18 protein-coding genes are annotated in these 19,934 nt (G+C 61.1%); 11 read left to right on the top strand and 7 right to left on the bottom strand.

The window, feature by feature from the left end:
• Together C9990_RS06225 and C9990_RS06220 are read right to left on the bottom strand one after the other, a co-directional pair.
• A complete protein-coding gene (locus tag C9990_RS06225; RefSeq protein WP_106802773.1) occupies positions 1–999 on the bottom strand; it encodes an NAD(P)-dependent oxidoreductase in 999 nt (332 codons plus the stop codon).
• A gap of 91 nt (positions 1,000–1,090) precedes the next feature.
• Complete coding sequence (locus C9990_RS06220; RefSeq protein ID WP_106802772.1) at positions 1,091–1,987, bottom strand: LysR family transcriptional regulator ArgP; 897 nt, start codon at positions 1,985–1,987, stop codon at positions 1,091–1,093.
• Between the two features lie 99 nt (positions 1,988–2,086).
• Here C9990_RS06220 and C9990_RS06215 point away from each other — a divergent pair, with 99 nt between their 5' ends.
• The 6 genes from C9990_RS06215 to C9990_RS06185 all read left to right on the top strand — a co-directional run bounded on the left by C9990_RS06215 (position 2,087) and on the right by C9990_RS06185 (position 9,656).
• Positions 2,087–2,488: an ACT domain-containing protein gene (locus C9990_RS06215; protein WP_065908968.1), complete on the top strand. Its 402-nt coding sequence runs from the start codon at positions 2,087–2,089 to the stop codon at positions 2,486–2,488.
• A gap of 5 nt (positions 2,489–2,493) precedes the next feature.
• Positions 2,494–3,093: a LysE/ArgO family amino acid transporter gene (locus tag C9990_RS06210; RefSeq protein WP_065908966.1), complete on the top strand. Its 600-nt coding sequence runs from the start codon at positions 2,494–2,496 to the stop codon at positions 3,091–3,093.
• Positions 3,094–3,271: 178 nt separating this feature from the next.
• A complete protein-coding gene (locus C9990_RS06205; RefSeq protein ID WP_003175739.1) occupies positions 3,272–3,868 on the top strand; it encodes a superoxide dismutase in 597 nt (198 codons plus the stop codon).
• 582 nt (positions 3,869–4,450) lie between these two features.
• Positions 4,451–6,502 (top strand): bifunctional diguanylate cyclase/phosphodiesterase, encoded by a 2,052-nt coding sequence (locus tag C9990_RS06195; RefSeq protein ID WP_106802770.1) that lies wholly within the window; start codon positions 4,451–4,453, stop codon positions 6,500–6,502.
• 129 nt (positions 6,503–6,631) lie between these two features.
• Complete coding sequence (locus tag C9990_RS06190) at positions 6,632–7,975, top strand: imelysin family protein (RefSeq protein WP_106802769.1); 1,344 nt, start codon at positions 6,632–6,634, stop codon at positions 7,973–7,975.
• 226 nt (positions 7,976–8,201) lie between these two features.
• Positions 8,202–9,656, top strand: a complete 1,455-nt coding sequence (locus C9990_RS06185) for a TrkH family potassium uptake protein (protein WP_065908958.1) — start codon at positions 8,202–8,204, stop codon at positions 9,654–9,656.
• On the opposite strand, the gene C9990_RS06180 is transcribed toward C9990_RS06185, so the two are convergent.
• Positions 9,613–10,671 carry an AraC family transcriptional regulator gene (locus tag C9990_RS06180; protein ID WP_106802768.1) on the bottom strand — a complete coding sequence of 353 codons (1,059 nt, stop codon included), beginning with the start codon at positions 10,669–10,671 and terminating at the stop codon, positions 9,613–9,615. The two genes, C9990_RS06185 and C9990_RS06180, sit on opposite strands and share 44 nt — an antisense overlap.
• 160 nt (positions 10,672–10,831) lie before the next feature.
• Between C9990_RS06180 and C9990_RS06175 the strand changes: the two genes are divergently transcribed.
• From C9990_RS06175 to C9990_RS06165, 3 genes are all read left to right on the top strand, one after another.
• Positions 10,832–11,143: a DUF962 domain-containing protein gene (locus C9990_RS06175; RefSeq protein ID WP_065909861.1), complete on the top strand. Its 312-nt coding sequence runs from the start codon at positions 10,832–10,834 to the stop codon at positions 11,141–11,143.
• A 361-nt stretch (positions 11,144–11,504) separates the two neighbouring features.
• Positions 11,505–11,687 (top strand): hypothetical protein, encoded by a 183-nt coding sequence (locus C9990_RS06170; RefSeq protein WP_065908954.1) that lies wholly within the window; start codon positions 11,505–11,507, stop codon positions 11,685–11,687.
• Positions 11,688–11,790: 103 nt separating this feature from the next.
• Positions 11,791–12,987: an MFS transporter gene (locus tag C9990_RS06165; protein WP_065908952.1), complete on the top strand. Its 1,197-nt coding sequence runs from the start codon at positions 11,791–11,793 to the stop codon at positions 12,985–12,987.
• Here C9990_RS06165 and arfB read toward each other — a convergent pair.
• From arfB to C9990_RS06145, 4 genes are all read right to left on the bottom strand, one after another.
• Positions 12,984–13,397 carry an alternative ribosome rescue aminoacyl-tRNA hydrolase ArfB gene (gene arfB / locus C9990_RS06160; protein WP_065908949.1) on the bottom strand — a complete coding sequence of 138 codons (414 nt, stop codon included), beginning with the start codon at positions 13,395–13,397 and terminating at the stop codon, positions 12,984–12,986. The genes C9990_RS06165 and arfB overlap by 4 nt on opposite strands.
• 117 nt (positions 13,398–13,514) lie before the next feature.
• The gene (locus C9990_RS06155; RefSeq protein ID WP_106802767.1) at positions 13,515–14,933 is read right to left on the bottom strand and encodes a type III effector; all 1,419 of its coding nucleotides are present in this window, start codon (positions 14,931–14,933) and stop codon (positions 13,515–13,517) included.
• A 136-nt stretch (positions 14,934–15,069) separates the two neighbouring features.
• Positions 15,070–15,753, bottom strand: a complete 684-nt coding sequence (locus tag C9990_RS06150; RefSeq protein ID WP_106802766.1) for a pentapeptide repeat-containing protein — start codon at positions 15,751–15,753, stop codon at positions 15,070–15,072.
• A gap of 105 nt (positions 15,754–15,858) precedes the next feature.
• Positions 15,859–17,280: an amino acid permease gene (locus tag C9990_RS06145; protein WP_065908943.1), complete on the bottom strand. Its 1,422-nt coding sequence runs from the start codon at positions 17,278–17,280 to the stop codon at positions 15,859–15,861.
• Positions 17,281–17,920: 640 nt separating this feature from the next.
• On the opposite strand from C9990_RS06145, the gene C9990_RS32420 reads away from it, so the two are divergent.
• Both C9990_RS32420 and C9990_RS06135 read left to right on the top strand, forming a co-directional pair.
• A complete protein-coding gene (locus C9990_RS32420; protein ID WP_003175756.1) occupies positions 17,921–18,058 on the top strand; it encodes a hypothetical protein in 138 nt (45 codons plus the stop codon).
• 73 nt (positions 18,059–18,131) lie between these two features.
• On the top strand, positions 18,132–19,091 hold the full coding sequence (locus C9990_RS06135; protein ID WP_106802765.1) for a leucyl aminopeptidase: 960 nt from the start codon (positions 18,132–18,134) through the stop codon (positions 19,089–19,091).
• Positions 19,092–19,934 lie beyond the last annotated feature (843 nt).

Raw genomic sequence — 19,934 nt, 5'->3', positions numbered from 1 at the left:
TTACTTCAACCCCGGTTCCTGGGCCTTCCACCAACTGCAGAACTCGTCGAGGGCAGTCCACAGGCTGACCTTGGGCTCGTAGTCCAGATAATGCCTGGCGCGGCTGATGTCGAGGGTGAAATCTTTGTTCATGACCTGCATGCCCAAGCGCGACAACGCCGGTTCCGGTCGACCCGGCCACATCGCGCAGAAGGCTTCATTGAGCGCGGCGACGCTGTAGGACAGGCCGTAGGAGCGATAACGCGTCACTTGGGGCAACTGCATTTGGCGCATGACGTAATTCACCACATCCCACACCGGCACCGGAGCGCCGTTGCTGATGTTGTAGGCCCTGCCCAACGCCGAACCGGGCGCGAGCAAACTGCCAAGCAGCGCTTCGTTGAGGTTGTGTACGCTGGTGAAATCGACCTTGTTGAGGCCGTCGCCGACGATGGCCAGGCGGTTCTTGCGCTGCATTTTCAGCAGGCGCGGGAAAATGCTCATGTCGCCGGCGCCGGTCACAAAACGCGGGCGCAGCGCGATGACTTCGAGGCCGAACTCCTGGGCACCGAAGACTTTTTGCTCCGCCAGGTATTTGGTCGCGGCATACGGATGCTTGAAGCGCTTGGGCACCTGCTCTTCGGTCAGCCCGAGATGGTCGCGCCCATCGAAGTAGATCGACGGCGAGGACAGGTGCACCAGGCGCCCGACCTGTTGCTTGAGGCACGCCTCGACCACGTTTTCCGTGACCAGCACATTGCCCTGGTGAAAATCCTGATATTTGCCCCACAGCCCGACGGCGCCGGCGCAATGCACCACGGCTTCGACATCGCGGCACAGGTCGCGCACCAGGTCGGCATCATTCAAATCACCCTGGATAAACTCGGCGCCGCGCCTGACCAGGTGTTCCACACCCTCGGCGCGTCGCCCGTTGACCCGCACGTCCAGGCCCTGCTCCAGGGCGAAACGCGCAAAGCGCCCGCCGATGAAGCCGCTTGCGCCGGTGACCAGAACTTTCATGGAGCCTCCTACGGATGCAACTGCAAGCTTCAAGCTATCAGTTGCAAATTAAATACGATCTGCAAGCTTTTCTCTTGCAGCTTGACGCCAGCTACTGCTGATAGGGCACCAACCATTGCCCACATGCCTGGGCCAGATGGTCGGTCAGCAGGCCCAACAGCTGCCCGCCACTGCGCCAATGATGCCAGTACAACGGCACATCAATGGGCTTATCTGGCAATAACTCCACCAGCACGCCCCGTTCCAACTGGTCGCGCACCTGCAATTCCGGCACCAGGCCCCAGCCAAGCCCGGCTTCAGTGAGGCGGATAAAGCCTTCGGACGAGGGGCATAAATGGTGTTCGAAACCGCCGTCCACACCGAGGGACGCCAGGTAGCGATGCTGCAAAAAATCATCCGGGCCAAACACCAGCGCGGGCGTGCGCGCCAACTGGTCGGCGCGTACGCCCGTAGGAAAATGCCGCGCAATAAATGCCGGGCTGGCCAACGCCCGATAGCGCATGGCACCGAGCAACAGGCTGCGCGCACCGGCCACCGGGCGCTCGCTGGCGCAGATGCAGGCGGCCACTTCGCCGGCACGCATGCGCTTGAGGCCGACGGTCTGGTCTTCCACCACCAGGTCCAGCAACAAGTGCTGCTCGGCACAAAACCCGCTGACCGCCTCGGCCCACCAGGTGGCCAGGCTGTCGGCATTCAGCGCGATGCGCAGACGTTCGGGCATGCCCTCCTCGTCCAACGCCGGCACCTGGCTCTGCAGATCGCGCTCCAGCAGCCGCACCTGCTGCACATGGTTGAGCAGCCGCCGCCCGACATCCGTGGGCGTCGGCGGCGTGGCCCGTACCAGCACCGGCTGGCCGATGCGTGCCTCAAGCAATTTGATCCGCTGGGAAATCGCCGACTGCGAGAGCCCCAGCACTTGTGCGCCGCGCTCGAAGCCGGCCTGTTCCACCACCGCCGCCAGGGCGGAGAGCAATTTATAGTCGAACATCAGTTTCTCTAATGAGCGATCAGCAATATTGGTTTTTCTTATACAGCCTGCGCCATGAGAATAGCCAGCATCGCTTCTCTCTTTATAAGGAAACCTCCCATGGCCGGCGAAACCGCCCTAGCAACACTGTTGCGCAGCATGAGCCCGCACCTGAACGAGGGTGACTACGTATTCTGCACCCTGCCCGATCACCGCATCCCCGCGGGTTGCGAGGTGATTGGCAGCTTCCGCGAGCAGGAAGGCCTGACGCTGATCCTGGAACGCCAGCAGGCCGAAACGGCAGGATTGGCCTTCGACTATGTGGCGGCGTGGATCACCTTGAATGTGCACTCGGCGCTCGAAGCCGTGGGCCTGACTGCCGCGTTTGCCAGCGCCCTGGGCAAGGCCGGGATCAGTTGCAACGTGATTGCCGGCTACTACCACGATCACCTGTTTGTCGGCCGCGCGGATGCCGAGCGCGCCATGAATGTACTGCGCCAGTTGGCGACGGACGCGGAGTAAAGCGTATGTGGCAAAGCTATCTGAATGGCCTGTTGGTGGCGCTCGGCCTGATCATGGCGATCGGGACGCAGAACGCCTTTGTCCTCGCGCAAAGCCTGCGCCGCGAACATCACCTGCCCGTAGCAGCGCTCTGCATCGTATGCGATGCCATCCTGGTTGCGGCCGGTGTCTTCGGCCTGGCCACGGTGCTCGCGCAAAACCCGCTGCTGCTGGCCATCGCCCGCTGGGGCGGCGCGGCATTCCTGTTGTGGTACGGCACGTTGGCGCTGCGTCGGGCGTTTTCCAGGCAAAGCCTGGAGCAAGGCAATCACGTCAAGATGCGCTCGTTACGCGCGGTATTGCTCAGCGCCCTGGCCGTGACATTGCTCAACCCCCACGTGTACCTGGACACGGTGCTGCTGATCGGCTCATTGGGCGCCCAACAAACCGAACCGGGCGCCTACGTGGCCGGCGCCGCCAGTGCTTCATTCCTGTGGTTCGCCACGCTGGCACTCGGCGCGGCCTGGTTGGCGCCCTGGCTGGCACGCCCGGCGACGTGGCGCCTGCTGGACCTGTTGGTGGCGGTGATGATGTTCAGCGTGGCCTACCAATTGATCAGCGCTTGAGGAATATTCCAAAACGCTCTGGAACCTCTATCCCACACAGTTGTTGCGTGGTTTTGCCGCACCCCCGGTGCTATGATCCGGACCCTGCGCCGCAAAGAGTACAAACTCCCCGGCGCTTGTTTGGCCGCCCGTGATCGGCCTTGCGCTCACCGCAACTGACCTGATTAGGAGAATCATCATGGCTTTCGAATTGCCGCCGCTGCCCTACGCACACGATGCCCTGCAGCCGCACATCTCCAAGGAAACCTTGGAATACCACCACGACAAGCACCACAACACCTATGTCGTGAACCTGAACAACCTGGTGCCTGGCACCGAGTTCGAAGGCAAGACCCTGGAAGAGATCGTCAAATCCTCTTCGGGCGGCATCTTCAACAACGCCGCTCAGGTCTGGAACCACACCTTCTACTGGAACTGCCTGGCGCCAAACGCCGGTGGCCAACCGACCGGCGCACTGGCTGAAGCCATCAACGCAGCCTTCGGTTCGTTCGACAAGTTCAAGGAAGAGTTCACCAAGACGTCCGTCGGCACCTTCGGTTCCGGTTGGGGCTGGCTGGTGAAAAAGGCTGACGGTTCCCTGGCCCTGGCCAGCACCATCGGCGCCGGCAACCCGCTGACCAACGGCGACACCCCGCTGCTGACCTGCGACGTCTGGGAACACGCCTACTACATCGACTACCGCAACGTGCGTCCGAAGTATGTGGAAGCGTTCTGGAACCTGGTCAACTGGAAGTTCGTGGCTGAGCAGTTCGAAGGCAAGACCTTCACTGCCTAAGCAACCCTTGCAGTAGAAAAAGCCCGGCCCTGTGCCGGGCTTTTTTGTGGCCGTTGGTTCAAGCGCAAGGGCAGGCAAAGCCCCATGGAACTCAACGACACGCAATGACCACCCAGGCGGCAGGAGGAATGTCCCTCTTGATTGATGTTGGAGAGTGTAATCATGGCAATCGCAGGAGTAGGTGCAGCAGCATTGGCGGCCCCCCTAATCGCAACCGCCGCCCCGATGGCAATAGACCTCGGGACCAAAGCCGTGGGGACGTTAATGAATACAGCCTCGTCGCTGGCTCAATCCATGACAGACGCCCAAAAAGACAACCCAAACCAGGTACCCGCCGGGTAAAGGCCGCAGCGCTCGCTTCCCTGGGCTTCCAGGGAGGCGAAAAACGCAGCCCCTCCCCGTCCCCGTCACTCGCCTGATTGACCGCCTTCCATTTCCCCTCGCACCCGCCAACATCCCCCGCCCCTGGCTCCCTCAACGCCGCAAAGTACCGTCAGCCGCAATGTCCCTTTGACTGCCCTCACGGGATTGCCAATACTCATGGCATATTGAGGCCACCCGCATGGAACAAGGAATGACCCTTTGAAGCTGGAACTCAAGAACAGCTTGTCGGTGAAGTTGCTACGGGTTGTGCTGCTGTCGGCATTGATCGTGGGCGTGGCGCTGAGCGTGGCGCAGATCGTTTTCGATGCCTATAAGACGCGCCAGGCCGTGGCCGGCGATGCCCAGCGCATCCTCGACATGTTTCGCGACCCCTCGACGCAGGCCGTCTACAGCCTGGACCGCGAGATGGGCATGCAGGTCATCGAGGGGCTGTTCCAGGACGACGCGGTGCGCATGGCGTCCATCGGCCACCCCAACGAAACCATGCTGGCCGAAAAGAGCCGCGCCCTGCAGCAGGCCCCCAGCCGCTGGCTTACCGACCTGATCCTGGGCCAGGAACGCACCTTCACCACGCCCCTGGTCGGCAAAGGCCCCTACAGCGAGTATTACGGCGACCTCAGTATCACCCTCGACACCGCCACCTATGGCCAGGGGTTTATCGTCAATTCGGTGATCATCTTCATTTCCGGGGTGCTGCGCGCCCTGGCCATGGGCCTGGTGCTGTACCTGGTCTATCACTGGCTGCTGACCAAACCGTTGTCGCGGATTATCGAACACCTGACCTCGATCAACCCCGACCGGCCCAGCGAGCACAAGATCCCGCAGCTCAAGGGCCATGAGCGCAACGAACTGGGGTTGTGGATCAATACCGCCAACCAATTGCTCGAATCCATCGAACGCAATACCCACCTGCGCCATGAAGCGGAAAGCAGCCTGCTGCGCATGGCCCAGTACGACTTCCTCACCGGCCTGCCGAATCGCCAGAAACTGCAGGAGCAACTGGACAAAATCCTGATCGATGCCGGTCGTCGCCAACGCCGCGTGGCGGTGTTGTGCGTGGGCCTCGATGACTTCAAAAGCATCAACGAGCAGTTCACCTATCAGGCCGGCGACAAATTGCTGCTGGCCCTGGCTGATCGCCTGCGCGCCCACAGCGGCCGACTCGGCGCCCTGGCCCGCCTGGGTGGCGACCAGTTCGCCCTGGTGCAGGCCGATATCGACCAGCCCTACGAAGCCGCGGAGCTGGCGCAAAGTATCCTCGATGACCTGGAGGCGGAATTCGCCCTCGATCACGAGGAAATCCGCCTGCGCGCCACCATCGGTATCACGTTGTTCCCGGAAGATGGCGACAGCACCGAGAAGTTGCTGCAGAAAGCCGAACAGACCATGACCCTGGCCAAGAGCCGTTCGCGCAACCGCTATCAGTTCTATATCGCCAGCGTCGACAGTGAAATGCGCCGCCGCCGCGAGCTGGAGAAAGACCTGCGCGACGCCCTCAGTCGCGACCAGTTTCACCTGGTGTACCAGCCGCAGATCAGCTACCGCGACCACCGCGTGGTCGGCGTGGAAGCACTGATCCGCTGGCAACACCCGGAACACGGCCTGGTGCCGCCCGACCTGTTTATCCCGCTGGCGGAGCAGAACGGCACCATCATCCCGATTGGTGAATGGGTGCTGGACCAGGCCTGCCGCCAGTTGCGCGAATGGCACGACCTGGGCTTCATCGGCCTGCGCATGGCGGTCAACCTGTCCACCGTGCAGTTGCACCACGCCGAGCTGCCACGGGTGGTCAACAACCTGATGCAGATCTACCGCCTGCCGCCGCGCAGCCTGGAACTGGAAGTCACCGAGACCGGCCTGATGGAAGACATCAGCACCGCTGCCCAGCACTTGCTGAGCCTGCGCCGTTCCGGAGCGTTGATTGCGATTGATGACTTCGGCACCGGCTATTCATCCCTGAGCTACCTCAAGAGCCTGCCGCTGGACAAAATCAAGATCGACAAGAGCTTCGTCCAGGACCTGCTGGACGATGACGACGACGCCACCATCGTGCGGGCCATCATCCAGTTGGGCAAAAGCCTGGGCATGCAAGTGATCGCCGAAGGCGTGGAAACCGCCGAGCAGGAGGCCTACATCATCTCCGAAGGCTGCCATGAAGGTCAGGGCTATCACTACAGCAAACCCTTGCAGGCCCGGGAGTTGGCGGCTTTTTTGAAGCAGTCGGAGCGTAATAGCGAAGTGATTCTCTGAGCGCTCGAATCGATACTAAATATTTCCCTCGTATAACCCTTTACACAAAATGCAAATCTTTCGCATTATGTCGCAGCTTTTTTGCGCTCCCCCGCGCGCCCTATCAACAACCGAAGCAGGATGTTCGCCATGATTCGTATGCCCCTGGCCACCGCCAGTCTGCTGGCCATTGCCATTTCTCTCGCCGGTTGCGGCGAAGGTAAAGACAAGGCCGCAGCGCCCCAGGCGCCGACCCCGGCTGCCAGCACCACCGCTCCAGCGGCTGCCACCCCTGCCGGCCAGGTCGACGAAGCGGCCGCCAAGGCCGTGGTCGCGCATTACGCAGACATGGTGTTCGCGGTCTACAGCGATGCCGAGTCCACTGCGAAGACCCTGCAAACCGCCATCGACGCCTTCCTCGCCAAGCCGAACGCCGACACGCTGAAAGCCGCGCGCGACGCCTGGATCGCCGCCCGCGTGCCGTACCTGCAGAGCGAAGTGTTCCGCTTCGGCAACACCATCATTGATGACTGGGAAGGCCAGGTGAACGCATGGCCGCTGGACGAAGGCCTGATCGACTACGTCGACAAATCCTACGAACACGCCCTGGGTAACCCGGGTGCGACTGCCAACATCATCGCCAACACCGAGATCCAGGTCGGCGAAGACAAGGTCGACGTGAAGGACATCACCCCGGAAAAACTCGCCAGCCTCAATGAGCTGGGCGGTTCCGAAGCCAACGTCGCCACCGGCTACCACGCCATCGAATTCCTGCTCTGGGGCCAGGACCTGAACGGCACCGGCCCTGGCGCCGGCAACCGTCCTGCCTCGGACTACCTGACAGGTGACGGCGCCACCGGCGGCCACAACGAGCGTCGCCGCGCCTACCTGAGCGCCGTGACCCAACTGCTGGTCAGCGACCTGGAAGAAATGGTCGGCAACTGGAAACCCAACGTCGAAGACAACTACCGCGCCACCCTGGAGGCAGAACCTGCCACCGACGGCCTGCGCAAAATGTTGTTCGGCATGGGCAGCCTGTCCCTGGGCGAGCTGGCCGGTGAACGCATGAAGGTTTCGCTGGAAGCCAACTCGCCGGAAGACGAGCAAGATTGCTTCAGCGATAACACCCACAACTCGCATTTCTACGACGCCAAGGGCATCCGCAACGTCTACCTGGGCGAGTACACCCGCGTCGATGGCACCAAGCTGACCGGCGCCAGCCTGTCGTCCCTGGTGGCCAAGGCTGATCCAGCTGCCGACACCGCCCTGAAGGCGGACCTGGCGGCGACCGAAGCGAAGATCCAGGTCATGGTTGACCACGCCAAAAACGGCGAGCACTACGACCAACTGATCGCCGCTGGCAACGAAGCCGGCAACCAGATCGTGCGTGAAGCGATCGCCGCACTGGTCAAGCAGACCGGTTCGATTGAAGCAGCCGCAGGCAAGCTGGGCATCAGCGACCTGAACCCGGATAACGCTGATCACGAGTTCTGATCAGTGCGGTGGTGAAAAAGGCGACCTTCGGGTCGCCTTTTTTATACCCGTGTGGGAGCTGGCTTGCCTGCGATAGCGGTGGGCCAGTCATCCCTTGATCGACTGATACACGACTATCGCAGGCAAGCCAGCTTCCACCGTTGAACCGCGTTGCGGCGCGTACCCCGGTTTACATGCACTGCACCGCAGGTAGAATGGCGCCACCCTCAACCCCCGAGCGAACTTCATGGCGTTGCCGACCCTACGCATCATCGGTTTCATCATCGGCATCTTCCTGATCACCCTCGCGATCGCCATGGTCGTGCCAATGGCCACCCTGGTGATCTTCGAACGCACCAGTGACCTGCCCTCGTTCCTCTGGGCCAGCCTGATCACCTTTATTGCCGGTTTGGCCCTGGTGATTCCCGGCCGCCCCGAACATGTGCACCTGCGCCCGCGCGACATGTACTTGCTCACGGTCAGCAGTTGGGTGGTGGTGTGCGTGTTCGCCGCGCTGCCGTTTCTGCTGACCCAGCACATCAGCTACACAGACTCGTTCTTCGAAAGCATGTCCGGCATCACCGCCACCGGTTCCACTGTGCTGAGCGGGCTGGACACCATGTCCCCGGGCATCCTGATGTGGCGCTCGCTGCTGCACTGGCTCGGCGGCATCGGCTTTATCGGCATGGCGGTGGCGATCCTGCCGCTGCTGCGTATCGGCGGCATGCGCCTGTTCCAGACCGAATCCTCGGACCGCTCGGAAAAAGTCATGCCCCGCTCGCACATGGTGGCGCGGCTGATCGTGGCGGCGTACGTGGGCATCACCATCCTTGGCAGCCTGGCGTTCTGGTGGGCCGGCATGGGCCTGTTCGACGCGATCAACCATGCAATGTCGGCGATTTCCACCGGTGGATTCTCCACCTCCGACGAATCCCTGGCCCACTGGAAACAGCCCGCGGTGCACTGGGTCGCGGTGGTGGTGATGATCCTCGGCAGCCTGCCGTTCACCCTGTACGTGGCGACCCTGCGCGGCAACCGCCGTGCGTTGATCAAGGACCAGCAGGTGCAAGGCCTGCTCGGTTTGCTGGTGGTGACCTGGCTGGTGCTCGGCACCTGGTACTGGTGGACCACCGATTTGCATTGGCTCGACGCGCTGCGCCATGTGGCGGTGAACGTCACCTCGGTGGTCACCACCACCGGCTTTGCACTGGGGGACTACAGCATTTGGGGCAACTTCTCGCTGATGCTGTTCTTCTACCTGGGATTTGTCGGCGGCTGCTCCGGCTCCACGGCGGGCGGGATCAAGATCTTCCGTTTCCAGGTCGCCTACATCCTGCTCAAGGCCAACTTGAACCAGCTGATTCACCCACGGGCGGTGATCAAGCAGAAGTACAACGGCCACCGCCTCGACGAAGAGATCGTGCGTTCGATCCTGACGTTCTCGTTTTTCTTCGCCATCACCATCTGCGCCATCGCCCTGGCCTTGTCGCTGCTGGGCCTGGACTGGATGACGGCGCTGACCGGCGCCGCCAGCACCGTGTCCGGCGTCGGCCCGGGGCTGGGCGAGACCATCGGCCCGGCGGGCAATTTCGCCAGCCTGCCGGATGCGGCCAAATGGATCCTGTCGCTGGGCATGCTGCTGGGCCGACTGGAGATCATTACAGTCTTTGTTCTGTGCATTCCGGCATTTTGGCGTCACTGACCGTCGACGCATCCTGCAACCGCGCCCGGTATTCGCCGGGCGTGGCATCGAACCAGCGGCGAAACGCGCGAAAGAAGTTGCTCGGGTCGGCAAACCCCAGCAGGTAGGCGATTTCCAGCAGGGTCATGCTCGGCTGTGCGAGGTACTGCTCGGCCAATTCGCGGCGGGTGTCATCGAGCAGGGTCTGGAAACTGGTGCCCTCTTCCTGCAAGCGCCGCTGCAACGTGCGCTGGGACAGGTGCAGGGTCTGGGCCACCACTTCACGCTTGGGCTCGCCCTGTGGCAACAGGCGGCACAGCACCTGACGCGCCTTGTGCGTCACACGGCTTTCCGAGAAACGCGCCAGGTACTCACCGGCAAACCGATCGTGCAGCAGCGCCATGGCCTCGTTGGCCGTGGGCAGCGGCGCGTCCATGTCGGCGCGTTCGAAGATCAGCGCGTCATACGGCGCATTGAATTCCAGCGGAGCATGGAACGCTTGTTTGTAGGGCGCCAGGTCCACCGGTTGATCGCCTTGCAGCAGCACCTTGCGCGGTTGCAGGGTGCGCCCGGTCAGCCAGCCACACAGCGCCAGGGCACTCGCCAGCGAGGCTTCGGCGCTTTGCCGGGTGGGCGGCAGGTGATCGCCATGCACGGTGAGGATCAGCGCGTAACCTTCGGGGAGCAGGCGGAAACTGAGGTCGGCGCTTTCGGCGATGATCCGCTGGTAGCGCACCAGGCGCATAAACCCTTCGGCGAGGGTGTTGCTGGACATCAACGCATACCCGGCCACATGAAACGATGCCGGACGCACGACCTTGCCCATGTTCAGGCCAATCGCCGGGTTGCCCGAGACCTCCACCGCCCGCTGCCACAGCCGGGTCATGGAATCTTGTGGGAAGCGTGCATCGGGGTCGCTGAGCGCGGCGTAGTCCAGGCCGAGTTGCTTGAACAAGGCGCGGCAATCCAGGCCGTCCATTTCCAACGCCTTGACTATCCCCATCGCCCAGCTTGCAGAAGTTGTTCGTTCGCTCATGGCGTCTTCTTAATAAAGCAGGCTCAAACGGCAGCCAGGAAGCCAAGGATACTAAAGTGGCATCTATTGTCACTGGCTGTTACCACTGATCACTCTAGACTCAAATAAGCTCCCCGCCGAACATCTGTTGGGCGGCACAACAATCAAAGGGCCGGTCACCGTGGAAAACGTCAAGCGATTCAACAGCTTTGCCGAGTTTTACCCGTATTACCTGACTGAGCACGCCGACAGCACCTGCCGGCGCCTGCACTTTATCGGCACCACCCTGGTGATCGGCATCCTCGCGTATGCCATCGGCAGAGGCTCGTTGGGCTTGCTGCTGGCCGTGCCGATTGCCGGCTACAGCTTCGCCTGGGTCGGCCACTTCTTCTTTGAAAAGAACCGCCCGGCAACCTTCCAGCACCCGTTCTACAGCTTGCTGGGGGATTTTGTGATGTACCGCGACATGATTCTCGGCAAGGTGCCCTTCTGAGGTGTGACCCCGTGTCACTTGCGTAAAACAATGAAAGTTCGTTCATTGGTCGAGATTAAATTCTTTTTGTCATTTTCAGTGCTGTATCCTGCCAAGGCTTTTTGAGAGCGCGGAATCACCTGCGATTGAAAAAACAGACTTTGCGAGGAGCGACGACGATGCACGAGATACCTAATCTCCCCTTCCCAAGCCTGCACCCTACTGAGCAGCCAACACCGCAGCAGGCCAGCGACCAGCAGCCTGAGGCCAAAGAAGCACCACCAGTCGACAGCGAAAGCCAGGACTGACGCCGTACCAGACCGTGTGGAAAGCGCAGCTTTGAGCGCTTTCCACACTGCCTGAATCACCCGAGATACCTGCCATGACCGATACCCTCCCCGACACCCCGGACGCCGCCGTACTCGACGCTGCCTTGCAGATGGTCGAAGTGTGGAACCGCCTCAGCGCGGACAAGCAAGCCAAGCTGCTCAAGCGCTTTGGCACCCAGGAAAACGCGTTGGCGGCCCTGGTTACCACGCAATTGCTGGCCCCTTCCCAAGCCTGACGCAGTGCCAACCTGACGTTTTTGCGTTTTAGCGCCCTGCGCCGGCCCAAGCCCGGTATCATTAGCCGCCTATCTTTACCTGCTGCGACAGTGGACCTCTCCCATGCCAGATACCCAGCGCCCCATGGCGGTCACGCTGCAAGTCGTTTCCATCGTGTTGTTCACCTTTATCGGCTACCTGAATATCGGCATCCCGCTGGCCGTATTGCCCGGCTATGTCCACAGTGAGCTGGGCTACGGCGCGGTCATCGCCGGCCTGGTGATCAGTGTGCAATACCTGGCCACGCTGCTGAGCCGTCCGTACGCAGGCAAAATCATCGACAACCTGGGCAGCAAGCGCGCCGTGCTGATCGGCCTGGTGGGCTGCGGCCTGAGCGGCGTGTTCATGCTGCTCGCGGCGTGGTTCTCCAGCTTGCCGGCCGTGAGCCTGGGCAGCCTGCTGATCGGCCGCCTGGTGCTCGGCAGTGCGGAAAGCCTGGTCGGCTCGGGCGCCATCGGCTGGGGCATCGGCCGCGTGGGGGCGGCGAACACGGCCAAGGTGATTTCCTGGAACGGCATCGCCAGCTACGGCGCGCTGGCGGTTGGCGCACCACTCGGGGTGCTGCTGGTCAGCCACCTGGGGCTGTGGAGCATGGGCGTCAGTATCATCCTGCTGGCGGTGATCGGCCTGCTGCTGGCCTGGAACAAGGAAGCGGCGCCGATCGTGGCCGGCGTGCGCCTGCCGTTCATGAATGTGCTGGGCCGGGTCCTGCCGCACGGCTGCGCGCTGGCCCTGGGCTCGATCGGCTTTGGCACCATCGCCACCTTTATCACTTTGTATTACACCACCCAGCATTGGGATAACGCGGTGTGGGCCCTGAGCCTGTTCGGCGCCAGTTTTATCGGTGCGCGCCTGCTGTTCGGCAACTTGATCAACCGGATTGGCGGCTTTCGCGTGGCGATTGCGTGCCTGTCGGTGGAAATCCTCGGGTTGCTGTTGCTGTGGCTGGCACCGGATGCGAACTTGGCCCTGGCCGGCGCGGCGTTGAGCGGCTTCGGTTTTTCCCTGGTGTTTCCGGCGCTGGGAGTCGAGGCGGTCAATCTGGTGCCGGCGTCCAGCCGCGGGTCGGCGGTGGGGGCTTACTCGCTGTTCATCGACCTGTCGCTGGGCATCACCGGGCCGCTGGCCGGAGCGGTGGCGGCAGGTTTCGGCTTTGCATCGATCTTCCTGTTCGCCGCCCTCGCCGCCCTCGGTGGCCTGCTGCTCAGCGTGTACCTGTACCGCCAGGCGCCGAAGGCCCGCGAAGCGCGCGACGCCTAGAAGTCGACCTTGCCACGCCCGGCCTTGATACTGCCGCGCTTGGTCTTGGATTCGAGTCGACGCTTTTTCGAGCCGAGGGTCGGCTTGGTCGGGCGGCGCTTCTTCTCGACTTTGGTGGCACTGAGGATCAGCTCCACCAAACGCTCCAGCGCATCCGCGCGATTCTGCTCCTGGGTCCGGTATTGCTGGGCCTTGAGAATCAACACGCCTTCGCTGGTGATACGGCTGTCGCGCAGCGCCAGCAGCCGCTCCTTGTAGAACTCCGGCAGCGACGAGGCCGGAATATCAAAGCGCAAATGCACCGCGCTCGACACCTTGTTGACGTTCTGCCCACCGGCGCCCTGGGCGCGGATGGCGGTCAGCTCGATTTCGGCATCGGGCAGGTGCACGTTGTTGGAAATTACCAGCATTGGGACAGGTCCGTTGTTCAGAACGGCCAGCATACTCGAACAAAACAAGGCCCTCGCGGTAAACCGGCGCTTGCGATGACCCCATTGAGCCGACTAAAGGGCCTATAGCGCCCGATATCAAATGATCCGCCCGTCCGGCATTACCTTCGCTCGGCTCCCCCCCTGCAGGTCATGACGAAATTTTTCATAATGAGTGCTCACGGGCGCCTGCTTGTTCAGGGCATTCATAACCTCTGAATTGGAAATAGTGAAATCGCGGGCTGCAATCGGGCCGGAGAACGGTTCACGGTAGAGCGACTCCCCCCACTGGGTAGGGAGGCCATGGTTGGCGGCACCCAGGTTGACCTCGACCATGGAGTGATGATTGTCATCCACCAGGTAACCGGTAGCCATCCAACGGACCAACTCTTTCATTTCCCGCTGGGCCCTGACTTCGGCCTGCTCATTCGACTCGCCAGCCTTTGGCTGGTTAAGCCCCAACGTATTGACCAGCCCAGTGCCCAGCAACCGGGCTGCGGTCATAAATCGGTCCGTGGTTCCAGAAGGCCCCGCCACGACAGGTTTTTGCTGCAAAGCCGCGTCCTTGGCAAAGCCGGTGCCTTGCTTGACTTGCCAAACGGCGAAGCCGTTACCTCGGGGGATCACGGTATGCTCCAAGGGCAGCGCCGCCTGGCTTTTTATCGGTCCTTGATAGCCAAACTGGCCATCATCTCGATCCACACGGTTGCGTGGGTTAAAGCGCGCAAAATCAAGCTCCCGCGAACTCAGCCGGTCGTCGGCTTTCAGGTCCGCGGCCGACACCCAGACGTTGCTGCCCTGCGAAGTTGCTTCACGGAAGTCGTTCTGTACTTTAGTCAGGCTGGCACCCACGCGTGCTGGGTTGCTCAGCACAGGCCGCCCGTTTACATCCTTGATGGATTCATAAAGATGCCAATTCTGCGAGGCATCCTGAGTGTTTTCATTACTAAAAGTATAAAGCGCGAGTTGCTCCGGCAAGGGATGCTCTTTAGTGCCGCCTCGGGCAGGTCCGAACTGCTTGGACTCCAAATAAGGCACGTCGACAATCGGTGCGACACGCTCTTTCAGCTCAGTTGAACTGTGAATGCGCTCCAGGGTTTCTCGAAAATAAGCCGAGTTACTCAAGTTGAAAAAAGCCGTGGCCTTTTCACGCAATGTCAGAGGCTCGTCTCCCGAACGGTGGGCACGTGGGCCGCCCTGTCGTGCTTCATCAAGGATACGACTGAAGCCTCCGGCCCCTAACTGACCGATCACGCCGAAGCGAGGCTGATCCGAGGAGTAGCTGCTTAACAGGTTGGCCGTGGCTTTGAGTTCATTGCCCTCGACCAACGTAGATAGCTTGATCAGGCTGGCAAGCAAGCCATCAATGGTTTTATGGGCCGCAGCGCTTTCACTGGCGAGCCGTCCCAAGTTGGCTTCAATCCGGCTGTTTTCGGCGACGTTGTTGTTTTGAAGGACGCCGGGGGAAAGCACCGGCGCATTGAAAGTCTGTTGCGCAGGATGTGGCATCTCGATCATGGCGAACTCCTCATTGAGAACAGATGAAATCTCAATGTTGAGTGAATGCCCCTAAAGCATTTTTTTCTGTAGTCGCTTTCTGATTCATCGTGATACACGCGGGGCCTCGAAAAGCAGGCACGTCCCTCATAAAACCTTAGGCAACGGACAAGCCCAACTCGGATAACAGCATCGACGCCTGGGCTTTGGAAATCACGGCGCCTTTGAACAGTTTGGCATCATTGAGGCGAAACCCGCTCAAATCCGCGCCGCGCAAGTCGGCACCGGCAAAATTGGCGCCGTGGATACGGGCATGGGCGAGGCTGCAGTCGATCAGTTCGGCCTTGCGAAAATCAGCCTCCGACAAATCGCTGTCGGAGAAGTCCAGGTTATTCAACACGGTGCGCGCAAACGATAACCCGGACAGAAACGCGCTGTTCAGGCGGGTTTCACTGAAGCTCAGCCCCAGGGAGGCGCAATGGGTGAAGTTGGCGCCGGTCAATTTGCAGTGTTCAAAATTCGCCTGGGACAGCTTGCTGCGCTGCCAACGGGTGTTGTTCAGGTCACAGCTGTGGAACTGCGCCTCCAACAGGTTCGCCGCCTCGAAAATCGCGTGGCCGGCCCGGCAGCTTTTCCACTGCGTGCCTTCCAGGCGCGCACCGAGGAAAGACGTCTGGACCAGGATGCAGCGTTCGAATACCCAGTGATCCAGCGCCATGCGCGAGAGGTCAGCGCCACTCAGGTCGACGCCAATCAGGCGCAGGGGCCCGCCGTGCTGGTCGATCAGGTCTTCCAGCGCGTCACGCTGCAAGGCGCCGCCGTCGATATCAGTGAGTTGCATGGGGTCTGCGCTCCTGGAACGTTTAAACACGACGCGCGAGTCTACCCCGTCGGCGCCCACAAAAAACCCGGCACGCAGCCGGGTTTTCCGTTTGGGTGGGACGGCTTACTTCAACGCCGCACTCGCCGTACCCAGCGCCGCTTCGGCACTGCGCTTGTTCTTGATCCAGTAGCACACCGCCATGAACGCCACCCACACCGGGATCGCGTACACCGACACCTGGATCCCTGGAATCATCAGCATGATCACCAGGATAAACGCCACGAACGCCAGGCAAATGTAGTTGCCGTAGGGGTACCACAGCGCCTTGAACAACGGCACCTGGCCGGTGCGGTTCATGTGCTGGCGGAACTTGAAGTGCGAGAAGCTGATCATCGCCCAGTTGATCACCAGCGTGGCCACCACCAGCGACATCAGCAGTTCCAGCGCATGCTGCGGGATCAGGTAGTTCATCAGCACCGCCACCAGGGTGATCGCCGCCGACGCGAGGATCGAACGCACCGGCACGCCGCGCTTGTCGATCTTGGCCAATGCCTTCGGCGCATCGCCCTGCTCGGCCATGCCCAGCAGCATGCGGCTGTTGCAGTAGGTGCCGCTGTTGTACACCGACAGCGCAGCGGTCAGCACCACGAAGTTGAGGATGTGCGCGGCAGTGTTGCTGCCCAGCATGGAGAACACCTGGACGAACGGGCTGCCGCTGTAGGCATCGCCGGAAGCGTTAAGGGTCGCCAGCAGGCTGTCCCATGGCGTCAGCGACAACAGCACGACCAGCGCACCGATGTAGAAGATCAGGATGCGGTAGATCACCTGATTGATTGCCTTGGGGATCACGGTGCGTGGCTGGTCGGCTTCGGCGGCAGTGAAGCCGAGCATTTCCAGGCCGCCGAAGGAGAACATGATGATTGCCATGGCCATCACCAACCCGCTGACACCATGGGGGAAGAACCCACCGTGATCCCACAGGTTGCTCACCGAGGCTTGTGGTCCGCCGCTGCCGCTGACCAGCAGGTAGCTGCCCAGGGCGATCATGCCGACGATGGCCACGACCTTGATGATGGCGAACCAGAACTCGGCTTCACCGAAGACTTTGACGTTGGCCAGGTTGATCAGGTTGATCAGCACGAAGAACGCCGCTGCCGAGACCCAGGTCGGGATCTCCGGCCACCAGTAGTGCACGTATTTGCCGACGGCGGTCAGCTCCGACATGCCCACCAGGATGTACAGGATCCAGCAGTTCCAGCCCGACAGGAAGCCGGCGAAACCGCCCCAGTACTTGTGGGCAAAGTGGCTGAAGGAGCCGGCGACCGGCTCTTCGACGATCATTTCGCCGAGCTGGCGCATGATCATGAAGGCAATGAAGCCGCAAATGGCGTAGCCGAGGATCATCGAAGGGCCGGCGGACTTGAGCACCCCGGCCGAGCCGAGGAACAGGCCGGTGCCGATGGCGCCACCGAGGGCGATCAACTGGATATGCCGATTTTTCAGGCCGCGTTTCAGCTCGCCTGAAGAGGAATGGGGTCCACTCATGAAAAGGGTCTCACGCAAGGTTTGATGATGTTGATTGCAGGTTGCTGCCTTGAATTACCGACTCAAGCAGCGCCGCTCAAACCCCAGCGCAGGCACCAGGAGTACAGCGTCTTTCTAACGGTCATGCGTCACCTGTTTGTTTTTATCTGTGACGAAATCGAACCCGTCCGGCTCGTGGCCAGGCGGAGTGATCAGGGTAGGTAAACCCCGAGGTCTTGGCCTTTTGCGTGGTTACGCAAGGGGGGTCACAGTAAAACGCGGCGCATTGTACACCGCTCGACAGCTTGGGGCCGCCCCTTCAGCCGGCGTGCGACGATCTGTCAGGTAATCCTTACAGCGGGAAAGGGGTCAATAATGCCGCGACATTGTCGTAAATTAATCGTTACAGCATGGAAAATTCGCGTTACAGCTGTTCGGTGAAGAAAAATTGTCGGTAGGAAAATTCTCCATCATCAGCATCGCCAGCTGCTTGTATTTGCTCAAGAAAAAACCAGGCCGGAAAAACAGAAGAAAAAATCCAAATGCAACGGTGTCAATAAATATTTTGCGTTCTGAAACACTCTCTCCTAGGTTCATCCCACTTGCCCAGCGAAGCCCGTTGGCAAGCCGTCCTCAAACAACGTCCTCTAGGAGATACACCATGCAAGCACTGGAAAACGACCTGGAAACCGAACTGCAACTCGACGATTGGTTTGAAGCGCCGACCCACGAGGCCGCCGTAGAGATGATGCAAGCCGACGCCGTCGTGCCCTTCGGCACGGCGATGTGGCCATTCTGACACCCGGCAGGCAACCGGCAGGTGCTGTGCACGGCACCTGCTCCCTTACCCAAGGCACAGAAGGACACTCGTCATGGACAAGGCCCGCGCCGTCGAACACTTTCTCTACTACCTCGCCCACCACCCGGCCCTCAGCGGGCTGAGCCAGCCTACCGTGCTACTGGGCCATACCGAGCGCTACGACGCCATTGCCCAGGCGATCACCCACAGCAGCGCCGCCCGTTTCAATTTCCAGGTGCAGCGCCTCGACCTGGCCGCCAGTGACACCTTGGCCCAGGCCATTGAAGGCTGCGACCTGTACCTGTTCCTCTACGATGCCTCCACGCTGCCCAACCCACGCGCCGAAGGCCCGGATTTTATCCGCGCACTGCACGGCGTGATGGCCGAACATTGGCAGAAGTCCCTGCTGTTCAAGGATTACGGCGACTATTTCTACGACACCTTCAGCGTCGAGCCGCAGCGCATCGCCGACCTCAACGCCACGCTGATCCGGCGCATGTCCCAGGCCAACGTGCTGAGTTTCACCGACAAGCACGGCTCACGCCTGCAGGCGCCGCTGAGCAGCATCAAGAAGTGGACCAATATCAACGGCATCGGCAACCACGACCTGGCACCCGGCGAGATCGCCACCCACAGCGAGGCCATCAGTGGCCAGGTGCGCTTTGTCGGCACCTTCCTGAGCACCATCCCGTTTGCGCGCAAGTACGGCGTGCTGCAGTCGCCGCTGGAGCTGTGGATCGAGAACTCAACCATCTGCAGCGTGGCCAGCGACGTGCCGGGGCTGGCGGATGACTTCAACAAATACCTGAACGCCAACCCGTCCAACCGGCGGGTGGAGGAGTTGGGGATCGGCACCAATGAAGGCGTGAAGGACCTGTACGCGCGCAACGCCGGGTTTGAAGAGCGCCATTGCGGGCTGCACCTGGGCCTTGGCGGCGGGCAGAAAGGCAGTCATCACCTGGACCTGATTTTCGCCAGCGGGGTCTTGGCGCTGGATGACAAGCCGGTGTTTGATGGACGGTTTGCGTTCTGATCACAAAATCCAGACACACTGGAGATCCAGATGTGGGAGTTGAGCCAGGCACAGCATTCAGTCCAGACACAAATCAGTGTGGGAGCTGGCTTGCCTGCGATGGCGGTGGATCAGCTAAATCATGGTTGACTGACCCACCGCTTTCGCGAGCAAGCCCGCTCCCACAGTTTTGATCGCTGTTCGGGCTTGGGATTCGGGGTGCCGCACCGGCATTTGAGCGGACGGTACAACTCGGTTCCAACCTTGAAATACACCCCAAATGTGGGAGCGGGCTTGCTCGCGAAGGCGGTAGACCAGCCACCTTCTCCAGCAACTGACCCACCGCCTTCGCGGGCAAGCCCGCTCCCACAGTTTTGATCGCTGTTCGGGCTTGGGATTCGGGGTGCTGCACCGGCATTTGAGCGGACGGTACAACTCGGTTCCAACCTTGAAATACATACCAAATGTGGGAGCGGGCTTGCTCGCGAAGGCGGTAGACCAGCCACCCTCTCCAGCAACTGACCCACCGCTTTCGCGAGCAAGCCCGCTCCCACAGTGGAACTGCGCCAGACACAGGAATCAGGCCAGCCCCTCCAAAACTGTGGGAGTTGAGCCAGGCACAGCATTCAGTCCAGACACAAATCAGTGTGGGAGCTGGCTTGCCTGCGAAGGCGGTGGATCAGCTACATCATGGTTGACTGACCCACCGCCTTCTCGGGCAAGCCCCCTCCCACAGTTTTGAATGCTGTTGGGCTTGGGATTCGGGGTGCTGCATCGGCATTTGAGCGGACGGTACAACTCGGTTCCAACCTTGAAATACATCCCAAATGTGGGAGCGGGCTTGCTCGCGAAGGCGGTAGACCA

The sequence above is a fragment of the Pseudomonas sp. S5D5 genome (assembly GCF_003013355.1).
Lineage (GTDB): Bacteria > Pseudomonadota > Gammaproteobacteria > Pseudomonadales > Pseudomonadaceae > Aquipseudomonas > Aquipseudomonas aylmerensis.
This window is presented reverse-complemented; position numbering and strand designations above follow the sequence as displayed.